Source organism: Deferrivibrio essentukiensis (assembly GCF_020480685.1).
Classification (GTDB): Bacteria; Chrysiogenota; Deferribacteres; order Deferribacterales; family Deferrivibrionaceae; genus Deferrivibrio; species Deferrivibrio essentukiensis.
Genome location: NZ_JAJAFU010000028.1, coordinates 1 through 23,199 on the forward strand (window position 1 = coordinate 1; position 23,199 = coordinate 23,199).

General features: G+C 34.7%; 21 protein-coding genes. 13 read left to right on the forward strand and 8 right to left on the reverse strand.

Annotation, left to right across the window (positions count from 1 at the left end):
* A partial coding sequence (locus LF845_RS10830; protein WP_242821036.1) for a molybdopterin molybdotransferase MoeA occupies window positions 1-1,157 on the reverse strand: 1,157 nt, incomplete at its 3' end.
* Between the two features lie 10 nt (window positions 1,158-1,167).
* Complete coding sequence (gene mobB, locus LF845_RS10835) at window positions 1,168-1,827, reverse strand: molybdopterin-guanine dinucleotide biosynthesis protein B (RefSeq protein WP_242821037.1); 660 nt, start codon at window positions 1,825-1,827, stop codon at window positions 1,168-1,170.
* A gap of 158 nt (window positions 1,828-1,985) precedes the next feature.
* Here mobB and LF845_RS10840 point away from each other — a divergent pair, with 158 nt between their 5' ends.
* From LF845_RS10840 to LF845_RS10865, 6 genes are read left to right on the forward strand one after another with little or no spacing between them, the layout of a single operon-like run.
* A complete protein-coding gene (locus tag LF845_RS10840; protein ID WP_242821038.1) occupies window positions 1,986-3,563 on the forward strand; it encodes a 4Fe-4S binding protein in 1,578 nt (525 codons plus the stop codon).
* Window positions 3,564-3,600: 37 nt separating this feature from the next.
* Window positions 3,601-4,212, forward strand: coding sequence for a TorD/DmsD family molecular chaperone (locus LF845_RS10845; RefSeq protein ID WP_242821039.1), 612 nt, complete (start codon window positions 3,601-3,603; stop codon window positions 4,210-4,212).
* A 9-nt stretch (window positions 4,213-4,221) separates the two neighbouring features.
* Window positions 4,222-4,398 carry a hypothetical protein gene (locus LF845_RS10850; RefSeq protein ID WP_242821040.1) on the forward strand — a complete coding sequence of 59 codons (177 nt, stop codon included), beginning with the start codon at window positions 4,222-4,224 and terminating at the stop codon, window positions 4,396-4,398.
* A gap of 9 nt (window positions 4,399-4,407) precedes the next feature.
* A complete protein-coding gene (locus tag LF845_RS10855) occupies window positions 4,408-7,185 on the forward strand; it encodes a formate dehydrogenase subunit alpha (RefSeq protein ID WP_242821041.1) in 2,778 nt (925 codons plus the stop codon).
* Window positions 7,186-7,197: 12 nt separating this feature from the next.
* Window positions 7,198-7,785, forward strand: a complete 588-nt coding sequence (gene fdh3B, locus LF845_RS10860; RefSeq protein WP_242821042.1) for a formate dehydrogenase FDH3 subunit beta — start codon at window positions 7,198-7,200, stop codon at window positions 7,783-7,785.
* 36 nt (window positions 7,786-7,821) lie between these two features.
* A complete protein-coding gene (locus tag LF845_RS10865; protein ID WP_242821043.1) occupies window positions 7,822-8,727 on the forward strand; it encodes a formate dehydrogenase subunit gamma in 906 nt (301 codons plus the stop codon).
* Window positions 8,728-8,753: 26 nt separating this feature from the next.
* Here the strand turns inward: LF845_RS10865 and LF845_RS10870 are convergent, their stop codons facing one another.
* From LF845_RS10870 to LF845_RS10880, 3 genes are read right to left on the reverse strand one after another with little or no spacing between them, the layout of a single operon-like run.
* On the reverse strand, window positions 8,754-9,590 hold the full coding sequence (locus LF845_RS10870; RefSeq protein WP_242821044.1) for a formyltransferase family protein: 837 nt from the start codon (window positions 9,588-9,590) through the stop codon (window positions 8,754-8,756).
* Window positions 9,591-9,643: 53 nt separating this feature from the next.
* The gene (locus LF845_RS10875) at window positions 9,644-11,407 is read right to left on the reverse strand and encodes a DUF2207 domain-containing protein (RefSeq protein ID WP_242821045.1); all 1,764 of its coding nucleotides are present in this window, start codon (window positions 11,405-11,407) and stop codon (window positions 9,644-9,646) included.
* Window positions 11,358-11,912 carry a LemA family protein gene (locus LF845_RS10880; protein WP_242821046.1) on the reverse strand — a complete coding sequence of 185 codons (555 nt, stop codon included), beginning with the start codon at window positions 11,910-11,912 and terminating at the stop codon, window positions 11,358-11,360. Before LF845_RS10880 ends, LF845_RS10875 begins: the two co-directional genes overlap by 50 nt.
* A 303-nt stretch (window positions 11,913-12,215) precedes the next feature.
* Here LF845_RS10880 and LF845_RS10885 point away from each other — a divergent pair, with 303 nt between their 5' ends.
* The 5 genes from LF845_RS10885 to LF845_RS10905 all read left to right on the forward strand — a co-directional run bounded on the left by LF845_RS10885 (window position 12,216) and on the right by LF845_RS10905 (window position 19,762).
* The gene (locus LF845_RS10885; protein ID WP_242821047.1) at window positions 12,216-13,544 is read left to right on the forward strand and encodes an FAD-dependent oxidoreductase; all 1,329 of its coding nucleotides are present in this window, start codon (window positions 12,216-12,218) and stop codon (window positions 13,542-13,544) included.
* Between the two features lie 13 nt (window positions 13,545-13,557).
* A complete protein-coding gene (locus LF845_RS10890; protein ID WP_242821048.1) occupies window positions 13,558-14,004 on the forward strand; it encodes a universal stress protein in 447 nt (148 codons plus the stop codon).
* A gap of 160 nt (window positions 14,005-14,164) precedes the next feature.
* The gene (locus tag LF845_RS10895) at window positions 14,165-15,871 is read left to right on the forward strand and encodes an FAD-dependent oxidoreductase (protein WP_242821049.1); all 1,707 of its coding nucleotides are present in this window, start codon (window positions 14,165-14,167) and stop codon (window positions 15,869-15,871) included.
* Window positions 15,872-15,873: 2 nt separating this feature from the next.
* The gene (locus LF845_RS10900) at window positions 15,874-17,067 is read left to right on the forward strand and encodes a class II glutamine amidotransferase domain-containing protein (RefSeq protein WP_242821050.1); all 1,194 of its coding nucleotides are present in this window, start codon (window positions 15,874-15,876) and stop codon (window positions 17,065-17,067) included.
* On the forward strand, window positions 17,057-19,762 hold the full coding sequence (locus tag LF845_RS10905) for a glutamate synthase-related protein (RefSeq protein ID WP_242821051.1): 2,706 nt from the start codon (window positions 17,057-17,059) through the stop codon (window positions 19,760-19,762). The genes LF845_RS10900 and LF845_RS10905 overlap by 11 nt, the downstream gene beginning before the upstream one ends.
* A 56-nt stretch (window positions 19,763-19,818) precedes the next feature.
* On the opposite strand, the gene LF845_RS10910 is transcribed toward LF845_RS10905, so the two are convergent.
* A complete protein-coding gene (locus LF845_RS10910) occupies window positions 19,819-20,664 on the reverse strand; it encodes a protoheme IX farnesyltransferase (RefSeq protein ID WP_242821052.1) in 846 nt (281 codons plus the stop codon).
* 33 nt (window positions 20,665-20,697) lie between these two features.
* Here LF845_RS10910 and LF845_RS10915 point away from each other — a divergent pair, with 33 nt between their 5' ends.
* Window positions 20,698-21,555 carry an IS1595 family transposase gene (locus LF845_RS10915; RefSeq protein WP_242821053.1) on the forward strand — a complete coding sequence of 286 codons (858 nt, stop codon included), beginning with the start codon at window positions 20,698-20,700 and terminating at the stop codon, window positions 21,553-21,555.
* A 73-nt stretch (window positions 21,556-21,628) separates the two neighbouring features.
* On the opposite strand, the gene LF845_RS10920 is transcribed toward LF845_RS10915, so the two are convergent.
* Complete coding sequence (locus LF845_RS10920; protein ID WP_242821054.1) at window positions 21,629-22,078, reverse strand: Hsp20/alpha crystallin family protein; 450 nt, start codon at window positions 22,076-22,078, stop codon at window positions 21,629-21,631.
* A gap of 154 nt (window positions 22,079-22,232) precedes the next feature.
* On the opposite strand from LF845_RS10920, the gene LF845_RS10925 reads away from it, so the two are divergent.
* Complete coding sequence (locus tag LF845_RS10925) at window positions 22,233-22,712, forward strand: hypothetical protein (protein WP_242821055.1); 480 nt, start codon at window positions 22,233-22,235, stop codon at window positions 22,710-22,712.
* A gap of 25 nt (window positions 22,713-22,737) precedes the next feature.
* Here the strand turns inward: LF845_RS10925 and LF845_RS10930 are convergent, their stop codons facing one another.
* On the reverse strand, window positions 22,738-23,085 hold the full coding sequence (locus LF845_RS10930) for a cytochrome c3 family protein (protein WP_242821056.1): 348 nt from the start codon (window positions 23,083-23,085) through the stop codon (window positions 22,738-22,740).
* Between the last annotated feature and the right edge of the window lie 114 nt (window positions 23,086-23,199).

Sequence of the window (23,199 nt, forward strand, 5' to 3'; positions counted from 1 at the left end):
TATAAATCGACAGAATCTCCTACTTTTACTGATTGTATTTCTGCATCAATTATGGCAATCCCATTGAAATGTCTATGATAATTTTGCGTGTTTATTCTGTCATAAAAAATTATTCCATCTTTATCAAAACTTATAAACCCTGGTATAAGTTTATGAAAACCTTGTTTTTTGTTTAAAGAAAAATTAGCTGTTCCATTTATAAGAGTAGTTTTTACATTGTAGTAGTTTTTGTTTATAAAAAGATTTAAAAATAATTCAATGCAAATACTGGCGGAAGCTGGGTTACCCGGCAGTATAAATACAGGCTTTTTGTTAATCTCGGCAAACTTAAATGTCCTACCAGGGCTTGCATTTAAGTTTTCGGCCATAATTTCACCTTTAGACTCCATTATTATTTTTTTTATTAAGTCTTTTTGACCAAATGCAGTGCCTCCAAAGGTGACTACTATATCATAGTGCTCGGTTGCTTCATTTATCTTATTTAATATTTCATTATAGTTATCCTTCACTATCCCTAAATAAGTAAATGGAATTTTTTTTGAGCTTAAAAAGGATGCAAGCATATGGTAATTGCTGTTAATTATTGAGTCTTTTATAATGTATTGTTCAGTAATTTCACTTCCCGTCGATATGATTCCGATACTTGGCTTTTTATATACATTTATTGAGTTAATCCTGCATAAAGCCAGCTTTTCCACATCTCTGTGGTCAATTATTGAGCCGTTATTTATAATGACTTGGTTTTTTTTAAAAATGCTACCTGCCTCTTCGATGTATCTGTTTTTCATTCTGAAAGTCCCATCGATTTCAATATATCCGTTTGATTCGTTGCAAAATTCTATTGGGACTACTGCATTCTGATTTTTGGAAAGATTACTTCCTGTTGAACATCTTATACATTCATCCGCTTGTAATTTATGGTCATATGTTTCATTAGCATTTAAGTGGGCAACTACTTTAAGCTTTTTTTTAAAATCTGCTATTTTAATATCAAAGGCAAATCCGTCCATTCTTGACCTTTTTTTTTCAGGAAAGTCAAAAGGTGCTTTAATCTCGGAGGCTGACACAAGTCCGCTTGTATCTTCAATGGGCAAAAATTCCGATGTCAATTTAATGTTGTAGTTTTCTATTATATTAATAACGTTATATAAATCCATATTAATTGCATCACTCATCTTTAATTACTATCCTAATATCTTTTGGGTCACTACAATCCTTTAACTCTGATACCATGCCGATAATTGTGGATGTAACTATGTCTTCGACAAAGTCTTTAATTTTAATTTTTTTGCCGTTTACCATTAAAAATAGCTTTCTTTTTTTCTTATTTAAGTAATGTTGTTCTATAAAATTCGAAATCTCTTCCGGGTTGTTAATATCAAGTATTGGCCTTTTTGTAAGCATTTTTATTTTTTCTTTGTTATTTGTTGCTACGGCAACTAATGTTTCGTCATCTTTACATAGAATTTCAGTGGAAGTACCGTCTAAAAATAGCTCTATTTTTGGTTTTTTAGAGCTTTTAAAGCCTTCTGTAAGTATAATATCAGTTTTATCCCCTATATAAAATGCAAAGTCATCAAGACTATAAAATTTATCCGCATCGGAAATAATTGCGTATTTATCTGGTCCTGAAATTATTACAGAGTTAGCACCTGCTTGTTTTAATCTGTAAGTATCTTTTCCTTCCTTGTCAATTTCAAAGCCATGAGTATCATTTTTTATAATTCCTACCTTATATCCTCTGTTTCTTAAAACCGAAATAACCTTTTCGAGCAATGTTGTTTTTCCGCAATCGGAAGCGCCCACAAAGCAGATTATAGGGACCATAATTTCACCTCGTCAGTATTTTTATAATTCTAACATAATTATAAATCAGGTCAATACGTATAAAAATAACATTGTTTTATAGAGTATGAACAAAAATACATACAATTATTGCATTGACAGAATTATATGTGAGTTATATAATTTTAATAAGGTGATATATGAACAGTATTTTAAAATATAATTATTCCAAGTCGTATACATCCGTTATTAAGCCTGCTATTTGTCTTATTTATTGCGATTATAAAAAATTGCAGCGTATTAAGAATGTTTTGGGAGGAGTTTACTCATTAAAACCGTTATCAGTATCTAAGATATTTTCCCCTGACTTTTTATCTGTGACAGATTTTAAAGTAAATGGCAAATTTCCGAATTTTTATATCAGTTTTAGTTTTTACGATAGTGTGGATTTCGAAAAATGTACTTATTGCGGAAAATGTTACAATATTTGTCCGGAAAAATGCATCACAACTAATTTGGAAATAGACTTCAATATATGCACACTATGTGGTGAATGTGAAAAAGTTTGCCCTGAAAAGGCCATAGACATAGATAAGGTAGTTAGTGATAATATTGACACATCTTTTATTATGACTGACATTGAAGAATTTTTAAACAAAAACCAAACAGGAATTTTTGAATATTCTGATATAGAAAAAATACTCTCAATGACGGGAGAATTCTTGATTGAAGAAAATGTAATACATTCCCAAGATTTATGTCAATATAACGGTAAGCTGGATTACGGTTGCAAAAGATGCATTGAGGAATGTAATCATGAGGCTCTTACGATAGAAGATAACGTTATCGTTATTGATCATTTGGCCTGTGAATCCTGCGGTAAGTGTGTTGCGGTTTGTCCCACAGGGGCAATGCAGTATGTGAATAGCGATGATAAGAGCTTTATTTCTTCGTTTAGTGGTAATAATATTAAAGACAAAATTTTAATTGCAGGGGATGAAGAACAATTAAGAAAATTCAAATGGAATAACAGCAACAAGTTAGATAATATTATATTTTTGAATTCAGACCCAAAGTTTTTTAATTTGATGCATTATCTGTTTGTGTTTGCCATAGGAGCTTCGAATATTGTAGTTTTAAATGATAAGCTATCTGAAAGCAATCAAGTGCTGTTTGCAAATAGGTTATTGGAGTATCTGTTTAAATATAAAAATTTCATAAAAACAAAATATGATTTTGACACTATTTCAACTAACCCTTTGCCAGTTGTTTATACAAATTATAGTTTTGCGAGTAGAAGGAAAAAATTGGCGTCAATCTTAAAGTTTTTGTTTGAGAGCTCCAGTTTCAATGATGTTTTAATAGAGGAAAATTATCTTAATATTTTTGGTGAAGTTATTGTTGATGAGGGGAAATGCTCTTTATGTTTAGCTTGTGTTAACCATTGTAAGATAGGTGTGTTACTGTCAAATGAATTTAACTATTCACTTAACCATAATCCGTCAATTTGTATCCAGTGTAAAATTTGCGAATATGTGTGTCCTGAAGATGCAATATCAGTTAAAGATGGATTGTTGTTGAGTGAAAAGTTTTTTGAGGTAAATGAACTCTGCAGAGATGAGCCGATTGTTTGTCCGGGATGTAATAAGGCTTTTGGAAGTAAAAAATCGTTCGAAGCGGTTAAGTTAAAGCTTTCGGGGGTCGGACTTTTAGAGTCCAAGGGAAAATTTTTGCATTATTGTGAGGAGTGTAGAGTTAAGCGGCTTTTTGAAAATTAAAAATGTTATAAGCCGTTAATTGTGATGGCAGGTAAAAATGGAAAATAATGAAATTAATTCAGCCAGAATATTTGTTTATGAAATTATCAAAGAAGCCTTTTTTTGTGAGCCTACTTATGAATTTATCGACACTATTAAACAGTTTATTACAAATGTGAAAGAAAGTTTCGATGATAGTGACTCCAAGGCGAACTTGATAGTAGATTCTTTTAAATCCGTTTTTAACGAGCTTTCAGTTGAAGATATTCAAACCGAATACAATAATTTGTTTGTAGACCCTTTTAGTAATAACCTTATTAATAAAAATGCATCGTATTATTTTGAAAATAAAAATTTTGGCAAGACTTTGGTTGAAATAAGAGATTTTTTAAAAGAGTTAAATTTGGCAAGAGACCTGAACTATTATGAACCTGAAGATTCGATATCCTTTGTTTCTGACTTGATGATTTATCTCATAAATAAAAACGGTGTTTACATTTTTGATGAGCAGGTCGATTTTTTTAATAGGTTCGTGGAGCCCTTTTTTTCATTATTTTCTGAGAAGATTAAAACTAACGAAGGTGCAGTGTTTTATGCATGTATGGGTTTGTTAATAGATTATTTTCTCGATTTAGAAAGAAGTTATCTTAATGAGTCTATCACAACTTAGGGGGTTTTTATGAAAAAATTTAAATCAAGAAGAGAATTCTTGAAATTGGGAATGCTCGCCGCAAGTACAACGGCTATAGCAGTGACATCCAAAAAATCTTACGCTAAAGCTCCTGAAAATGTTGACAATGAAATACTCTACAGAGAGACCGAACATTTTAAGAAATACTACGAAACTTTAAAGTAGGGGTGAGTTATGGGAAAAACTAAACTTATAAAATCGAGTCAGGGCAATAAAAATGCGGTTACAAGCATTAACCCTCAAATGGGCAGAAGGGGTTTTTTGAAAATTTTTGCTGCGACCTCTGCTATTACCGGGTTGGGATTAACTCCTACATTTGTAAAAAAAGTAAATGCCGCTAATTCCCCTTATGCAAATTCAAAGATAGTAAAAACGGTGTGTACACATTGTGCCGTTGGATGTGGTGTTTATGCAGAAGTTCAAAATGGGGTGTGGGTAAGGCAGGAAGTTGCTTTTGACCACCCTGTTTCAAGAGGTGGGCATTGCTGTAAGGGTGCTGGTGCTATCGATATGGTAACAAGTGAAAAAAGGTTAAAATACCCTTTAAAGAAGGTAAACGGGAAATGGCAAAAAATTTCATGGGAGCAGGCAATAGATGAAGTAAGCAAAAAGCTCCTTGATATAAGAGAAAAGGATGGTCCTGATGCGGTAATGTGGATAGGGAGTGCTAAAGTTTCCAATGAGATGGCTTATTTGCAAAGAAAGCTTGCCGCTTTTTGGGGTACGAACAATATAGACCATCAGGCGAGAATTTGTCACTCTACAACTGTTGCCGGTGTTGCAAATACATGGGGCTACGGTGCAATGACAAACAGTATTAATGATATGAGGCATTCTAAATGTTTCTTTTTTATAGGTTCAAATGCTGCTGAAGCTCACCCTATTGCTATGCAGCATGTATTACATGCGAAAGAAGTTAACAATGCTCCTGTAATAGTTGTAGATCCAAGATTTACAAAAACAGCAGCTAAAGCAACTGATTATGTAAGAATCCGTTCAGGCACCGATACGGCATTTGTAATGGGGCTTATAAATGTTATTATTAAAAACGGTTGGGAAGATAAAGAATTTATAAGAACAAGAGTAACAGGATATGAGCAACTTAAAGAGGTAGTAAAAGATTATACTCCCGAAGAGGTGGAAAGAGTAACCGGAGTACCTGCTTCAGAAATTGAAAGGATTGCAAAGATTCTTGCAACTAACAGACCTGCCACGGTCATATGGTGTATGGGTGGCACACAACATTCAATTGGTAGCAGCAATACGAGAGCATACTGTATTCTTCAACTTGTATTGGGTAATATGGGTAAGTCAGGTGGAGGCACTAATATTCTCAGAGGGCATGACAATGTTCAAGGCGCTACAGATATGTGTGTCCTTTCTCACTCATTGCCAGCCTATTACGGACTTGCCGAAGGAGCATGGAAACATTGGTGCAGGGTTTGGAATGTTGACTTTGATTGGATAAAGTCAAGATTTAAAGATGATAAATATATGTCAAAACCGGGCTTTACTCTTAGCCGTTGGTATGAAGGTGTTATTCAGGAAGATGCAATAACTCAATATACCCCTTTAAAAGCGGTTGTTTTCTGGGGATGCTCTTCAAATTCACAGTCTCAATACCATAAATTAAAAAAGGCTTTGGATAAGATAGATCTTGTAGTTTTAATTGACCCATTTCCGACAATGACTGCTGCTGCTTGTGACAAGGATAATGTTTATATTTTACCTTCATCGAGCCAATATGAAACTTCCGGAAGTGTAACAAATACTCAAAGAGGTATTCAGTGGAGATATAAGGTAGTTGATCCAATTTATGAAACCAAAGATGATTATGAGATTATGAAACTTTTTGTAGATAAGTTTGGCTTTGGGGATAAGTTTTATAAAAATATAAAACTTATCCCAGAGGATGTGACCAGAGAAATTAATAAAGGCGCTTTGACGATAGGTTACAATGGTCAGACTCCGGAAAGAATCAAAAAACATACTGACTATTGGCATACTTTTGACGTTGATGATTTGCAGGCTAAAGGTGGACCTTGTGATGGAGAATATTATGGACTACCTTGGCCATGTTGGACTACAGATCATCCTGGCACACCGATTTTATATGATATCTCTAAGCCTGTAGCCAAAGGAGGACTTCCATTTAGAGCAAGATATGGTACAACTTATAAATATCCTGGTAAGGAAAAAGAGGAGAATATACTTGCAGATGGAGTTGCTAACCCGGGTAGTGAAGTTAAGACAGGGTACCCGGAATTTAAAGATGTAATCCCAGGAACAAACTGGAAAACAGATTTGTCACAAAAAACCATTCAGGAAGCGATAAAGAGAGGGATGGCACCTTTTGGAAATGCAAAAGCAAGATGTTTTGTTTGGAACTTCCCTGATCCTATACCTGTGCATAGAGAGCCTTTGCATTCTCCAGATTCTGAGATGGTAAGAAAATATCCTACTTATGAGGACAAGCCTGACCATTACAGGGTCTACACCAAATATAAAAGCGAGCAAAAAGAAGATTGGGTAAAAAACTTCCCGCTGATTTTGACTACCGGAAGATTGGTCGAATATATGGGTGGTGGTGCTGAAACAAGGAGTAACAAGTATTTAGCCGAGCTCCAACCGGAGATGTTTGCGGAAGTAAATATAAAAACAGCAAATAATTATGGGCTTAGAAATGGCGATGATATTTGGGTTGAGTCTCCTGGTGGAGGAAAGATAAAAGTTAAGGTTAAAATTTCTGATAGAGTTGATGAGACAACAATTTTTCTTCCATTCCATTTTGGCGGGTTTTTTATGGGTGACTCTTGGGCAAACAAATATCCCGAAGGGACAACCCCTTATGCTCTTGGAGAAGCAGCAAATGTAGTAACAAACTACGGTTATGATATTGTTACTCAGATGCAAGAGACAAAAACAGGCTTGTGCCGTATAAAAAAAGCTTAATGGGGGAAATGTATGGGAAGAATGAGATTTTTATGCGATGTTGATAGATGTATCGATTGTGGTGGGTGCGTTGTCGCTTGTAAAGAGGGGCATCAAATCCCGGTGGGGGTTAATAGAAGGCGCGTAATAACAATAAATGAAGGTAAGCCAGGGGAGAAGAGCATCTCTGTTGCTTGTATGCATTGTTCGGATGCTCCGTGTATAGCTGTTTGTCCTGTGGATGCTCTTTACCAAAGGGAAGACGGGATTGTTCTTGTAAATAAAGATGTGTGCATAGGTTGTGGTTATTGCTTTTTTGCTTGCCCTTTTGGTGCACCTCAGTTTCCTAAAGGGAATTCTTTTGGGGCAAGAGGGGTTATGGACAAGTGTACTTTCTGTGCAGGAGGTCCTGCTGAAAACTTTAGTGATAAAGAGAAAAGGCTGTATGGTCAAAATAGAATAGCAGAGGGGAAAGCACCTTTATGTGCTTCTATGTGTGCTACCAAGGCACTTTTGGCAGGTGATGCAGATAAAATCGCTAATATTTATCGTGAAAGAGGATTTAAGCGTGGTTCAGGAGCAAATGCTTGGGGTTGGGATAAGGCGTATAATAAAAAATAGGGGCATCTGTTTGCCCCTTATCTCTTAAGGTGTGATATGAGAAGAATACTTTTTGTGACTTTGATAATGTTTTTGCTTCTCATGGCAGCCGTGTATTCGGCGGAAAACGATACAGTACAGCCTATTTTTTCAAATAGTAAGTATAATAATAGTATTGAAAATTATAAAATTATAACCGAACATTTTACCGGCGAATGGCAAAAATATGGTGAACCTTTTACTATCTTGCAAAAGGAATATGTAAGAAAAATTTACTTTTGGATTTTAATAGCCATACCAGGGATATTTGTGTTGCACTACTTAGTGATAGGTCCTAAAAAATTCCCACATGAAGGTAATAAATATTTGGTTTTTACTGTATTTAATAGAGCTGTCCATTGGTTGACCGCTATTTCTTTTCTTACATTGACTGTGTCAGGACTTATAATGATTTTTGGAAAATATTTTGGCGGTGGTAGCTTGGTACGCACATTTAGATTTATACATTTTCCTTCAGCGGTCATTTTTGTGCCCCTTGGGTTGGTAATGTTGTTGATGTGGTTAAGAGAGATGATAATAGCCCCTGGTGATATTACTTGGTTCTTTAAGTTTGGAGGGTATCTTAGTAAAAAGACAGAAAATATAATGCCTGTGGGAAAATTCAATCCGGGGCAAAAAAGCTGGTTTTGGCTTGGAACCTTAGGCGGATTTGTTATGGCATACACAGGTTATTATATGTATAGCTTTGCGGCATCAACCGACAATTTGAGAATATATGCTATTATTCACAATTTTCTCGGAATGGCAATGCTCATAATGTTTTTGGTGCATTTGTATATGTCTCTTTTTGCCATTAAAGGTTCTTTAAAGTCAATGCTGACCGGTTATAAATATGAAGATGAAATAAGAATTATGCATTGCAGATTTTATAGTAAATTGTCAGGGAAAGATTGTTCCAAATAATGGGGGCTTTAGGCTCCCATTACTTTTCAATGGTTTAATATATCGTTTACTAAAAACAGGTTGTTGATATTTAAACTTTCATCAGTTTCAGACAAGATGCTATAAAGCCTAATTGACCCTGTCCCGCAAGCGACTTCAATATAGTCATCTTCTTTATTTAATATTTGTCCGGGTTTTCCATAATTTCCTTGCCACGCCCTTATTTCCGATTTAAAAACTTTAATTTTCTGATTTTTGTAGTAGAAGTGAGCACCAAAAAAGGGGTAGCTGTAACCTCTGATATGATTATAAATAGAGAACGCATCCCTTCCAAAATCTATAATGGCATTTTTATTTCTTTTTCTCACGAGATAGAAACCGAGATTTTCATTTTGTTTTTTGGCATCGAAGTCAATATTGTTTTCGGTTAACATCTCGGTAAAACTAACAATTTCTTTAATATAATTAGAAATAAAGTCCAAAGGGTAGTCATTAAAATCAATTTGAATTTCCTTTTGGTAAATTATATCGCCACTGTCTACTCTTTCTGAGTTTTGAATTACACTCAGTCCGCTGACAACCACTCCTTGTAAAAATTGCTCTGTAATTGCCCCATAACCCCTGTAAAAGGGTAAAAGCGACGGGTGAGTAAATAAGACTTTAAATGGTGTTTTTTGACCTTGAAAAAAATCCTTAGTCCAATCAACACAAAGTGCAACTTCTATGTGTAGTCTATCCAGCTTCTCTTTATTGTCAGAGTAGTTATTACTTCCTAAATAAGTAATATTAAAAAAACTCTCAAATTTTTCAAAATCTCTGCTTAATGTAGTCCGTAAAAAATCTTTTTTATAAGTAATTACACTGGGAAAAATATTATTTTCCATCAGATGTTCGAGAAGTAATTCACCTATTATAGAAGTGGTAAATAATCCTAATTTTACCAGCTTCCGCCTCCCCCTCCGCCGAAACCACCACCTGAAAATCCTCCGCCACCTGAGAATCCGCTGCCGCCGCTGCCTGATGAGGGTGGAGTGGAGTTGAAAACTTGATTCATATTTTTAGTTGCACTGGAAATAGAGTTGGCAAAATATATTGTATTAAAATGCCCTGGGCGCCTTGAAACATACCAATTTGGTGGCTCAGTGATGAGCGATTGAAATTTTTCCGCCCATACTTTTTCTTCATTAAGTGCAACTGCAAATGGGATTGTTTTATCAAAGTAGTTGGGGTCCTTTTGAAGTAAAATTTTAAGTTTGGGAGTTTCAACTTTATGGATAAAATCTTTAAAACCTTTAATTTTTTGAAATTTATCAACACCTTTGTCAGTTTTTTTAGGCATAAGGTATCCGAAAATAAAAATAATCAGGGCGTTTATTATAAAAATTAGAATATAGTCAATTCTTCCAGCTGAAAAAGAGTAAAATATGCCGGTCAACAAGACAAATATACTTAATATCTTAAAAACGCTGCTTAATATTCTTGTGCGGCTGACATAGTAATTGTTTCTTGCAATTTCTTCATCCAGCTCTTTTCTTGCATCCTGCATATATGTATAAAAAGTGTTTTTCAACGTGGAAATTCTTACAGCCCGAGTGCTGCCGGGGAAAAGACCGTTAAATATAGTTTTTTCATATTGCTTGGCATTTTCAGGTAAGTCTTTGAGTTTTGTGAGTATGTAGTCATCTTTGGATGTAAATATACCGTCTTGCTCATCCTCTTCAATTTGTATGATTCCATTTACTGCCCAATAGAAAATAAGTGAAATTAAATCTTTATTATCAGTTTTATCATCTATTATAACTCCGGCCTCGGCAGGTGTCATATCTTTTGGCGGCTCAAATTGGACATAATCAATAATCTTTTTATCTCTTCCAATGAAGAACCACAGTAGATACATAACGATAAATATTATGATTGGAGTCAAATAAATGATATTATTTATGATTAAAAGTTTAAACCTGAGAAAAGTTGTTCCGTTTAATAGAAAGTTTTCAGGAAATTTTAATATAAGTGTCAGCCCTTCAAAAGGATTCAATACTCTGTTTGTAAAACCGGTTATAACACCTTCTGCAACATTATAGCTTGCTATTTTTCCCCTCTCTCCAAATTTACCACCTACTAAAATTATATCGTTATCAGACGGCAAATAGTTTTCTGGAAGGTAGATATTAAAAGTAGCTTCTTCAATTTTAACAGGCCACTGAGTGCCTATTATGTTGTAGTAAAATTCTGAATGTTCTTTAAAAAAGTTTATGGCACCAAAGATTTTGTAAGTTATTTTGTAAGTTACATCGCCTGAGACATAAGAGTTTTTATCACCTATTTTTATATAAAATTTATCCCCTTTTTTGTATGTAACATATTTAAAACCATCTACTTTTACATCGAAAATATCTATTTTATAGTACTTTCCATCCATAAATGGTCTGTAAGCTTTTTCATCATCAGAATCAATGTTTACAAGGTATTTATAAGGGATTGTCCTAAAAATTCCGTGTCTTGCAGTATTAAAATGGACATTTATGGTTTCTTCGATTTCCAAAACAGAGGTTTTTGTTACATTTATATCAATATTGTAGCTCTTAATATAAAAATATTCCGCAAATGCAGGAATGGTAAATACAAGAAGAAATAAGCAAGCAAATATTGGTTTAGTTAAAGTTGACTTTAACATTTTCTCTTTCCGTTTCTTCGATTTCAAAAAATTCTCGCTTTTTGAAATTGAAAATATTAGCAATAATTACAGATGGAAAAGATTCACAAAGAATATTGTAGTCCCTTACCACTGCGTTATAATATCTTCTTGCGTTTTGAATATTATCTTCTATTTCAGACAATGTATTTTGCAGACTAATGAAATTTTGATTAGCTTTCAAATCAGGGTAACTTTCAGATAATGCAAACAAACTTTTTAAAGCTCCGGTAATCATATTTTCAGCTTTTGCTTTATCTTCGACAGAATTGGCCGACATCGCAATATTTCTGGCTTGGACAACTTTTTCAAGTGTGGAAGCTTCGTGTTTTACATAACCTTTTACGGTTTCTACAATATTTGGAATCAGGTCATGCCTCCTTTTTAGTTGCACATCGATTCCGCTAAATGATTCGTCAGCTTGGTTTTTTAGCTTTATAAATTTATTGTAATAAGCAATAAAAGCAAATACTAAAATAACTATTATTCCTAAAAATATTAAACCACCGGTCATAGTCTCCTCCTAACTTTTCTAAATTTTAGCACACACTAACTAAATATAAAGCAAAGTTGTCAAAAAAGGAATATTTATTTGGGATGCTGAAGTTAATGTACTAAAGCTTGTTGTAATGAATTATATATAGTTTACTAATTATTAAGTTTTGTTGTTATAGTTAAAAGATTACTGTCAGCTTTTTGAATATAAAACTAATAACTTGTTGTTGTAAAAGCTAATAATTAATTGTTTTTTTTATTTTGATGTAATGTTTTATTGACTTAAATCTTCATTAGTGTTTTAATTTGATAGAGGTGAGTTATGAAAGTTGTTGTTGTAGGTGGAGTGGCTGCAGGTTTGAGTGCAGCAAGCCAAATTAAAAGGCAGATGCCGGAAGCTATTGTTACCGTTTATGAAAAAAGTGGCGATGTTTCCTACGGTGCTTGTGGTATGCCTTATAATCTTTTGTTTAAGGAGAAGCCTGTTGAGTCCCTTTATGCGATGAGCTATGGAGAAATAATCCATAAAAGGGGGGTTAATTATAAGCTTTATCATGAGGTTGAGGAGATAGATGTTAAAAAAAACAGTGTAAAAATAAGGGATATCTCAAACAACCTAACTATTAAGGATAACTATGACTATATTGTTTATGCTACCGGAGCCAGTGCAGTCAGGTTACCTGAAGAAAATTTTAAAAATGTGTATTACTTTAAGACTCTTGATGATTTAAGAAAGGTTAAAAAGCTTGTTTATGGTGGGATTAAAAATGCTACCCTTATCGGAGCAGGGTATATAAATTTGGAGCTTGCCGATTCCTTGAGTGAGTTGGGGATAAAAGTTAAAATTCTTGAGAAGATGGACTATATCTTGCCATTTTTAGACAGTGATTTGAGAAAGATAGTTTTGAATACTTTAGAAAATAATGGTGTTGAGCTGATTACTGGTGTTGATATTTACGGCAGTGATGGCAAAAGCATTGATTCTTCAGCAGGTAAGTTTGAACAGGATTTGGTTGTTGCTGCTCTTGGGGTTAGGCCAAATACCGATATGCTTTCAAACACCGGTGTTGAGCTTGGTATTAAAGGGGCAGTAAAAGTAAACCTGTTTCAGCAGACAAATATCGAGAATATTTTTTCTGGCGGTGACTGTGCCGAGCATTATAACAGGCAGACTGGTGAATTTACATATATGCCGCTTGGAACTACTGCCAACAAGCAAGGGAGAATTGCAGGTAATAATATTGCAAATATTGTCAGTATGTCAAAGTTTCAAGGGATATTACAGACTGCAGCTTTTAAGTTATTTGATTTGACTGTTGCCACTACCGGCATGTTTGAAAGTCAGATACTTGGTGCAAAAATAGATTATGATAAAGTCGTTATAACTTCACATACGAGGGGAGCCTACCCCGGAAATGGAAAAATGACTGTTTGTTTGTATTATGATAAATCTAACGGGATAGTGCTTGGCGGGCAGATTGTAGGACAGGATGTAGTGGCAAAAAGGATAGATGTAATATCTGCAGCTGTTTATAAAAATGCTACTGTTTTTGAGCTGTCAGAGCTTGATTTAAGTTATGCCCCACCTTTTGCACCTGTGTGGGACCCGATTTTAGTTGCGGCGAATGTGGCTGTTAAACAAATGAAATAGACAGGAGGAATATATGTATAATTTAAAAAAAATTTTAGTACCTACTGATTTTTCAAAGAGTGCGGATGTAGCTCTACAAAGAGCCGGCGATTTGGCTGAAACTTTTAAATCAAAAATTATTTTGTTGCATGCTATACCTGAAGAGTCCAGTATTGTTCATAGTTATTTGGGTGACAGGGCTTCCAAAGACCTTAAAAAAAGACTTGTAACTGATACGGAAGAACTTTTTAAAAAACAGATTGAAAAAGTCCTTGGTGACAAAAATATTGAAGTTGAAACAGTAGTAAAGTTTGGTGAGCCGTATTATGAAGTATTGAGGACAGAAAAAGAGCTTGATGTTGATTTGATTGTAATTGCTTCTCATACAAAAAGCTTTTTTGAAGATGTGTTTTTTGGCAGCACAACTGAAAAGGTTGTAAGAAGGTCAAAAAAATCGGTTTTGGTTGTAAGAGATTTGTAAAAATATAATGTAATCCTAAGGGGGGCGTGTTGTCCCCCTTTTTTTGTCAACTTCCATATTCATTTGGTAAAAATATTTTTCTAAAAGTTAATAATTTTTATTTTGAAATATTATAAAGAAAGTGTATAATTGGGGTAGCAAGCTTATACGGAGGCGAGTCTTGAAAAGGTTATATCCAATTTACATCAATAAAAAAAGTCCTTGTTATTCTAAAGATCACTTGGGGAACTCCGGTTGTCCGGCTAAAAACGATATCCCTCGGTTTTTGTATTTATTATCTCAAGAAAGAGTTGGGGATGCATTTTATGTGTTAAAAGAGACAAACCCTTTTTCCGCAGGGTGCGGAAGATTTTGTGACCATCCTTGTGAGACAGCCTGCAACAGGGCAAAATTTGATGAGCCGGTGGACATCAAAGCTCTTGAAAGGTTTGTAGCCGATTGGGGGTATGAGAACAATTTAAAGCCAATTTTAAAATCTGACAGTAAAAACAAATTAATATCAATAATCGGATCAGGTCCGGCAGGGCTTTCTGCAGGCTATTTTTTGGCAATAAACGGGTATAAGGTAGTTATATATGAAAAACACTCCAAGCCGGGTGGGCTGTTGATCGAAGGTATCCCGGCATATAGGTATCCGAGAGAAATTTTTGAAAAAGAGCTGAATTTTATAAGGGAAGCCGGAGTGGAAATAATTCTCAACCAGCATATAGATAAGAGTAAATTTGTAAATATTGTTGAGGAGTCCGATGCTGTCATTGTTGCTACCGGGGCGCAATATCCAGGGAAACTAAACATTGATGGTGAGTATTTAGATAATATTTATAACGGAATTGAGTTTTTAAGGCTTATAAATTTTGGCGAGTCAGATAAATTAAATATTCAAGAAAATGAAAAGATAGGTGTGATCGGCGGAGGTTATACTGCGTTTGATGTGGCAAGATGTTCCGTGAGATTAGGTGCTCTTCCAAGTATTATTTACAGAAGGACAATAGGTGAGATGACTGCACATCCGGGTGAGGTGGAAGAAAGTAAAAGGGAAGGGGTGCAATTTTATTTCCTGAATCAGCCAATAAAAATAGAAAAAGTGAGGGAAGGTTTAAGGTTAATCTGTCAGGTTATGAAGCTTGGCCCTGTTGATGAAAGCGGTCGCTCAAAGCCGATACCCATAAAAGACAAGTATAATGAATTTATCTTTGACAAAATAGTTATGGCAGTAGGTGATAAACCTGACTTGTCATTTGTCGGGGACAGTTTTGTAAATGAATTTCCTCGACTTAATTGTCCTGATTTGCCGGAAGATTTGAGAGACAAGGTGTTTATTTGCGGCGATGCAGCTATGGGTGCTGCCACTCCTACCGGCATGGTTGTGCGAGCGGTAGGTTCAGCACAAAAGACTGTGGAGGCAGTTAGGAATTTTTTAGGAGAAGAGCTTGAAAAAGATACCAATCGAGAAATTGCTTTTTATGAAGATATAAATACAAAATATTTTCAAAAGACGGGTAGAATGATTGAGGAAAATATTACGTTTGAGGAGCGGAAAAGAAACTTTAATGAAATTGTTAAGACCGTAGATAAAGATGTAGCTGTTTTAATGGCTAAAAGATGTTTTTATTGTGGAATATGTATTCAGTGCGATTGGTGCTATTTTTACAGTAATAATAGCCTGATTAAAAAGTTTAAAGAGTGGAGTCCTGAAAAAGATATGGTTTATTATATGTATATAAAAGAAAACATTTCCTCGCACTCCTTTAAAAGCGTGGAGGCATGCCCAAGGTCAGCACTTAGTGTTATAAGTGATGAGAGTAAATTTGAAAAATATATTTTATCTCAATATGTTGAGTACAGTAAACTTAGCGAAGAGGAATAACAATGAATGATATTAAAAATTATAAACCTATGGATATAAATACCTTTTCAGGTGGAGAGGAAGGGTTGCCCAAAGGTGCCTGCGGTCTTTTGGCAGCTGCGGGGGAATTTAGTTTGAATGCACTTTTAAAGAGTGCCATGTGTTTGCAATACAGAGGGAGGACAGGCGCAGGTGTAACTTTAAAAGGTATATATAAAGACAACAGTTTTTATGTTTTTCATATCATGTATCGTGATCAGTATAAGGTTAGTGAGCTTGAGAATGTAATAAACAGTTGGGGTGTGCATATTCTTGAGTCTCAAGACTTGGTGGCAAGGAAATACTACTACGAATATGATTTGCCAATCATCAAAAGGTACTATGTGACTCCGCCTACAATAGATGAGATGATGTACAGGGAGAGAATTGACAATGATTACAAATATATTATGAAGCATGTTTCAAAGTTCAATAAAGATTTTATGCATGATGCAAGGATTTTTTCAAGTTCAAAAGAGAATGGTACTTTTTTGACTGCCTTTGAGCTTACCGATACTATTAAAATTTATGATTTGCATAAGTATGAGGATGAGTATTATGAAGCTTGTCTGATTCATCTCAGATGGCCGACAAGTAGTGGTCGCGGTCTTTGGTGGGGACCACAACCGATTTCTGTTGGAGAGATTGCAGGTGTGCATAACGGTCACCTGTCAAGTGACAAATCTAACGCTATAGCTTTGGAGCAGCTTGGCATAAATCTTCATGTTGGAACAGATTCCGAAGCAATATTTTTACAGGCGGATTATCTTTTAAGAAAAGGCTATACAATAGAAGAGATAGAGTGGGTAATAAGCAGAAAGTTTCCGCAGGAGCTTGCTTCGTTAAGTGACAGCCAAAGAAAAAGATACCTTGAGATTACAAATGATCCGATATTAAAGCGAATGAAAATGTCGGGACCTGCTACTGCAATCGTGTTGGTTGGGGATGTGTTGCTCGGTTTTACCGACAGGGACCATCTAAGGTCATTTAGCCTTGGTTACAATGATAAGGTTGCGTTGTTAGGAAGTGAGCAAAGAGCAATTCTTTCGGCAGCTTATTTTATGGAGGAAGAGCTTGCAAGCGTTTATGACCCTGATGCAGGGAAGGTTGTGGCATTTAAGATTGAAGGTAAAGAGATAAAAAAATTAGATTATGGGTGGAAGTGGGATGAAGCTTGATAGTAAAATAGAATTAAGAGTTAAAAGAAGTATCAAATATGTAGAGCCTGACAGGACAGGTATTTATGCAACCGGTGCAAAATATTGGGTGAAAGTTACAAGTGAAGAGGAAGAACCAGGAAGAGGTTGTGTTCACTGTGCCAGATGCGTGGAAGCCTGTACGCATAATTTAAAAAAGCCTGATAGTCAGACAGGTGTTTTTGAGATGGAAACCGTCTATTATGATTTTGACGGAAATAGAGTGCTTCCTGATGAGACTGATAAAGTCAATTTGGTCGAGAAGATTCTCTGGATTAATCCTGATGAGTGTTGCAACTGTAAAAGGTGTGTTAAAATGTGTCCTCAAAGGGCTATAAAAGTTTTTAATAATCCTGATTATCACGACATAGGTGTTAAGTTATCAAATGCTGAGGTTATTAATAATATTTTAAATAGAGCAGATGAAAAATCAACTGTCAGCAGTGCACACTTGGGAAGATCTGAATCAAAGCTTTATACTGATTGGATGATTGATGCTGCAGAGATACTAAGCCCGCAAAGAGACCATTTACATGAGTATGCAGGTAAACTTGATAATGTATATTTAGGTAAGAGAAAGGCTAAGTTTTTATGCAATACACCTGTTTTTGACTGCCATATGAGCTATGGTTCAAATAGCCATGAAGCATTTTTAGCAAGACTTATGGCAAGCATTAAGCTTGGTAGACCATTTTTTACAGGCGAAGGTTATGTTCATCCTGATATGATGTCTGCATCAAAATATTGTATTTTACAATTTGGCTCAGGGGGTTATGGTCCTTGGGTTGAGCTTGATAAGTTTGCCGGAATCAGTATGAAATACGGGCAGGATGCTAAAAAAGGTAAAGGTGGACATCTTCAATCCAAAAAGAATGATTTGGAGATTGCTCTTTTAAGGTGTGTTGAAGCTTTAAGAAACTTGACAGCGCCAAATCCTCAACATTTGCAATATTCTATTGAAGAGCTCCCTATGAGGGTAGAGTCATTAAGGGCACTCTTAGGTGAGGAAAAACTTATTGGAGCAGATGTTTACGGTACTGCATGGAACTTTCCTGAAATAGCGGTTGCACTTGCAAAAGCAGGCTTTGATTATATTACAATTAAGGCAGGGGATGGCTCTACAGGTGCAGCTCATTTGGTAGATTTACAAAATAAAGGTTTAAATGTGGTGTATTTGACTCATATCGCGGATTTAGCTCTCAGGAAAGAGGGTTTAAGAGAGAATATTTCGATAATCGCTGAAGGCGGGGTATTGGATAGTTTTCATGCTTTTTTAGTTTTACTTGCAGGTGCTGACTTTGTTGGCATGGGGATGAGGACTTTACATCCTTTGGGGTGTACACTTTGTCAAAGATGCCATACTGGCCAATGTGCATGGGGTATTACATCAAGAAAATACGGCAGTAGGATTGACCCTGAAATGGGGAGCAATTTTATAGTTTCTATGGTTAAGTCTTTTGTTAAGGATATGGAAGGGCTTGCCGCAGGGCTTGGTATGAGTCATCATGCCGATGTGGTTGGTGCAAGAAGATTTAGATATCATGGCAACGACCCGTTACTTTTTGAAACTTTTGGTAAACAAGAAATAGATAAACAGATACCGGATGCTGCTATTAAAGAGAGAGAGCATAAAATATTTAAGACATTTGAACAACGAATTAATGAAAATAAAGAATTTTTTGAGAATACTTTAAAAAATATACATGGTGACTCATTAACTATAGATGTAGGTGTAGATAAAATCGATAGTGTCAGTTTGAATTTGTTAATGAAAGAAGCAGTTAAAAAAGGTGTTAAAAAGTTTTTTATTGACAATGTGGTTGGGCAGAGGACAATAGGGACAGGAGTAAAGTGTGAAGAAATTACTGTAAGAGGGTTGGTAGGCAACCACTGCTTTGCTTTTGTGGATAATGTAAAAATTAACGTAATTCCGAACCATACTTTTAAGACTTCTATTCCTGCTAATACCCACGTAGGTGTTGCAAATACATCAAACCCTAAAGAGATAAATATTGCAGGGCATGTAAGTGACCTGTTTGCTGCATATGCCGTTAGTGGCACTTTTAGGGTTGCTAAAAGTGGAGGAGTGAGAAACCTTCTATTGATGAAGGCAGGGGTGCCTGAAGAGTGGAGAAAATTAAATCTTGAGAAGTATGAAAATTACACAAAGGATGAGATTTTAAAAGACTTAAGATTTAAATATCAGAAAAGAAAGGCGAAATTAAGTACACTTGGTTGGAATAAATTTATAAAGACTTTTGAAGAAAAACTAACAAACAGAAAGCCGCCTGTTGCAATATATGGACTCGGAGAAGAGAAAGGGATGGGTGACTACTTTATGGAATATGCCCAAGGTGGAATTGGTATTGTTTTAAATGTTGTAAATCATGAGTATCCTATGGGCTACTATATTTGTAGCGGGATGACTGCCGGTGCAGCATTTATACGGGGAAAAATAAAAGACGAGCAGCTTGGTGTAGGAGTTAAAAAGATAGACTATTTGAGTGATGAAGATAAGAAATTTTTGATGAAAGAGATAAAGGATTTTCTTGACGTATTTTTGTTTATCGATATCGACAAAAGTTATAATAAAAAGCTACAGATTTTCGGTGAGCTTTTTGAAAAAGACCCCGAATATATTCTAAATGATTTCTGTAAGATAATTCCTGTAAATTAAATTAATATGTTTGGCGGACACTAAGTTGTCTGTCAAACACGCTTTAATAATTCATCTCAGTTTGAAAGTATTTTTATTATGTAAAAAATTATTAATATTAATATTGAAATATTAATAATATGAAATTTTTGATTAGACTTTTTATCTTGAATAATTAGTATCAATATGAGGACTGTTTCAAGGGAAATTACAATGTCAGATAGAATACCTTGTCTAAGGATTATGAAAGCTGTATTTGTAAGAACTAAAAAATAACTTATAAGCCAAACTATAAGGATAATGTTGTATTTTTTGGCACTTGTCTCATTTATTAAAATTCTAAATCCTGCCTTTTTATATTCATTTTTGTACTTTTCAGTTAAAAATAAAAAATGGGGCACTTGCCACATATAAAATGTGGTTGCAACCAGCAATATTTCAATACTTAGAGAACTATTTCCCGCTAACCAACCAATAATAGGGGGGATGGCACCGCTGAAAGAGCCTATTAGGAGTGCAAATGATGTCTTTTTTTTAAGTGGTGTGTATATGCAGTTATAAATTATAAAATTATCTAATAACATCAAAGTGATAAACTTTTTCTTGATAATGATAGGCAATAAAAAAGATAATAAAATAAATATCATACTTACAAGAAGTACCTTTTTGGAATCGAATATATATTTTGGAAGAGGCCTTTTTTTGGTTCTTTCCATTTTTTTGTCTGATTCAACTTCTTGATATTGATTGAGCATCGATGTACCAAAGCTATGAATCATTACTGCCAATAAAACTATAAGTAGATTAGACGTATATTTTCCCCCTGTAAGAAGAAAACCGAAATAGGCGGATATTGTCACCATTAAAGAAATATTTAATCTAATGAGTTTAAAAATATTAGGTAATTGAGTAAAAAGAGCCACCAGTGCTATAATATATAAGGGGGTGGCAAAAATATGGAAATTATAGAAGTTTCAAAAATAGTAGCAGATGAGAATAAAACAATAGAATATCTTCAAGAAAAGGGATTATTACAAAAGTTTGATGAATGTCCCTACTGTGGGGGAGAAAGCATTGGGAAGGTTCGACGGAATAAATTAAAATGTTATCGATGTCGCAAGGAATGGGGAATACGAAAGGGAAGCATACTAGAAGTGATAAAGGTTCCATTAGGAAAAATAGTCATGGCAATTAAATTATTTGAGTTAGAGGTACCAGGGTGGCAGGCATCAAAGCAGTTACAGGTAGCCTACAAGACGATGATGAAGATATATGACATGTTACGGCAGGTGATATATTATGAATTAAATGGGGAAACTCAACATTTGTGTGGCGAAATAGAGATGGATGAGAGCTATTTTGGGGGTAAACGGAAGGGAAAAAGGGGTCGAGGAGCATCTGGTAAGATACCAGTGTTTGGTATATTGGAGCGAAATGGGAAGGTGAAGGTAGAAATTGTGCACGATGTGACGGCAGAAACATTACTTACATTAGCGATAAAGAAGGTAAAACGTGGTAGTCTTATATATACTGACAGGTATAAAAGTTATGATGGATTAGTTGCGATGGGATTTAAACATAAACGAATAGATCATAGTAAGCGATTTGGAAATGGTAAAGTATATATAAATGGGATTGAAGGATTTTGGAGTTTCGCTAAGCAGCGGTTATTGAAATATCATGGTGTATCTAAGGAGAAATTTATTTATTATTTGAAAGAATTAGAATATAGGTATAATATGCGTAACCATGATATATTTGACACATTGATAGATTTGTTAGTAAAGCACGGAAAGGTGGCTTATATTACATAATCACCTTATACATTGTCAATAGGATTTTGTGGAATGATTCTAAATAAAAAAGGCGGGGGATTATCCCGCCCTTTTATTCAGCCTGAATAGCAATTTTTTTAGATTTTTCTTCTTCAGCCTTGTCCATAACTACTTCAAGTACGCCGTTTTTAAATTTAGCTTTTACGCTATCGGTGTTAACCCTCTTAGGTATTTGAACTTGTCTCATAAAAGTGCCATAGACTCTTTCTCTACTGTAATAGTTATCTTCTTTAGTTTCTTTTTCTTCCTCTCTCTTACCTTTGATGGTAAGGATGTTATTTTCAAGTGTCAGCTCAATATCTTTTTCTGTTACACCCGGAAGGTCAGCTTTTACTTTAATCTGACTATTATTTTCTGCTATATCAACGTGCGGCATAAAAGGAAAATCCCTAACTTGGGCACTTGGAAGAAAGAAATCGTCAAATAACCTGTTTACCTCTTCTTGAAGGTCAAATACATCCCTTAAGGGTGATACGCTTTTTTTTCTCCATCTTTCTAACATATCGCACCTCCTGAAATGATATTTTTTACACTTGTTAAAATATATATGAGTGAGTATTTGTCAAGTTTTTTTATTGTATAGATATCATATTTTATCGATTGCAATTAAATTATAAAATAAGCTATAAAAATAAAAAAACATTTGAGAGGAATCTGTGAAAATTGAAATTTTAGAGGAATTGAGGAAATTTAGTAAAATTGCCGAAAAAGAGCATAAAAGAGGTGGGAGCTTTAGACCTTTTAAGTACTATAAGTATGAGGATGGTAAGAATATTCCCACATATTTTATTGGGTCCCCCGGTATTAGCGTTGCAATTGTTACTACTTTGGTTGTTGTAGCCACATTTTATTTAGTAAGTTTAAAGTTTAATATTTGGCTATGGTTATTATATTTATTACTGACTTCTTTTTTTATCAGATTGGCAATGAAAATTGATAAGGCAAAGCAGATAAGAAGTCTTGCTTATTCTATATGTAATAAAGCGGTTACTTTTTTAGACGAGTATAATAAAGATGCTAAACATAATGACTCCTACTTGAAAAGTGCAAAAGAGTTACTTGAAAAGGCAAGTGAGTGGGTTGATGAGCCTGCTTTTAAGAGACAGATTGAAATCATTGATGAAGTTATGAAATAAAAAAAGCGGCTCTAAGGCCGCTTTGCTATTTGTGACACTTATTACAAGATGTTCCGCTTTTAACCTTCTTCGCTTTGTGGCAAGCCCAGCAAAACTCTTTATGTACGTCGTTTGCAGTGCCCACAAGTTTAGTTACTTTCAGTATGTCACCAGTATTAATATTCTTTAGCTCTTTTCCTCCTTCAGCACTCATGTGGCATTCGGCACACTCTACCTTTGTTTGGTGAAAAGCGTGTGGAAACATTACAGGTTTTTTAGTGGTTTTTTCGTAATTAAAAGATTTTGATAGATCGATTGTTTCTGGCCCTTTGTCAGCTGCAAAAACAACCAATGCGAAAGACAGTACTGCGATTAATGCTAAGATTTTCTTCACGGTCAACCTCCTTAAAATTTTAGGATATTTTAATTTAGAATTTATTAAAAGTCAAAGAAATTTTATAATCTATATTAAGTTTATAGGAGTTGTTCTTTAAATATATTAATTTAT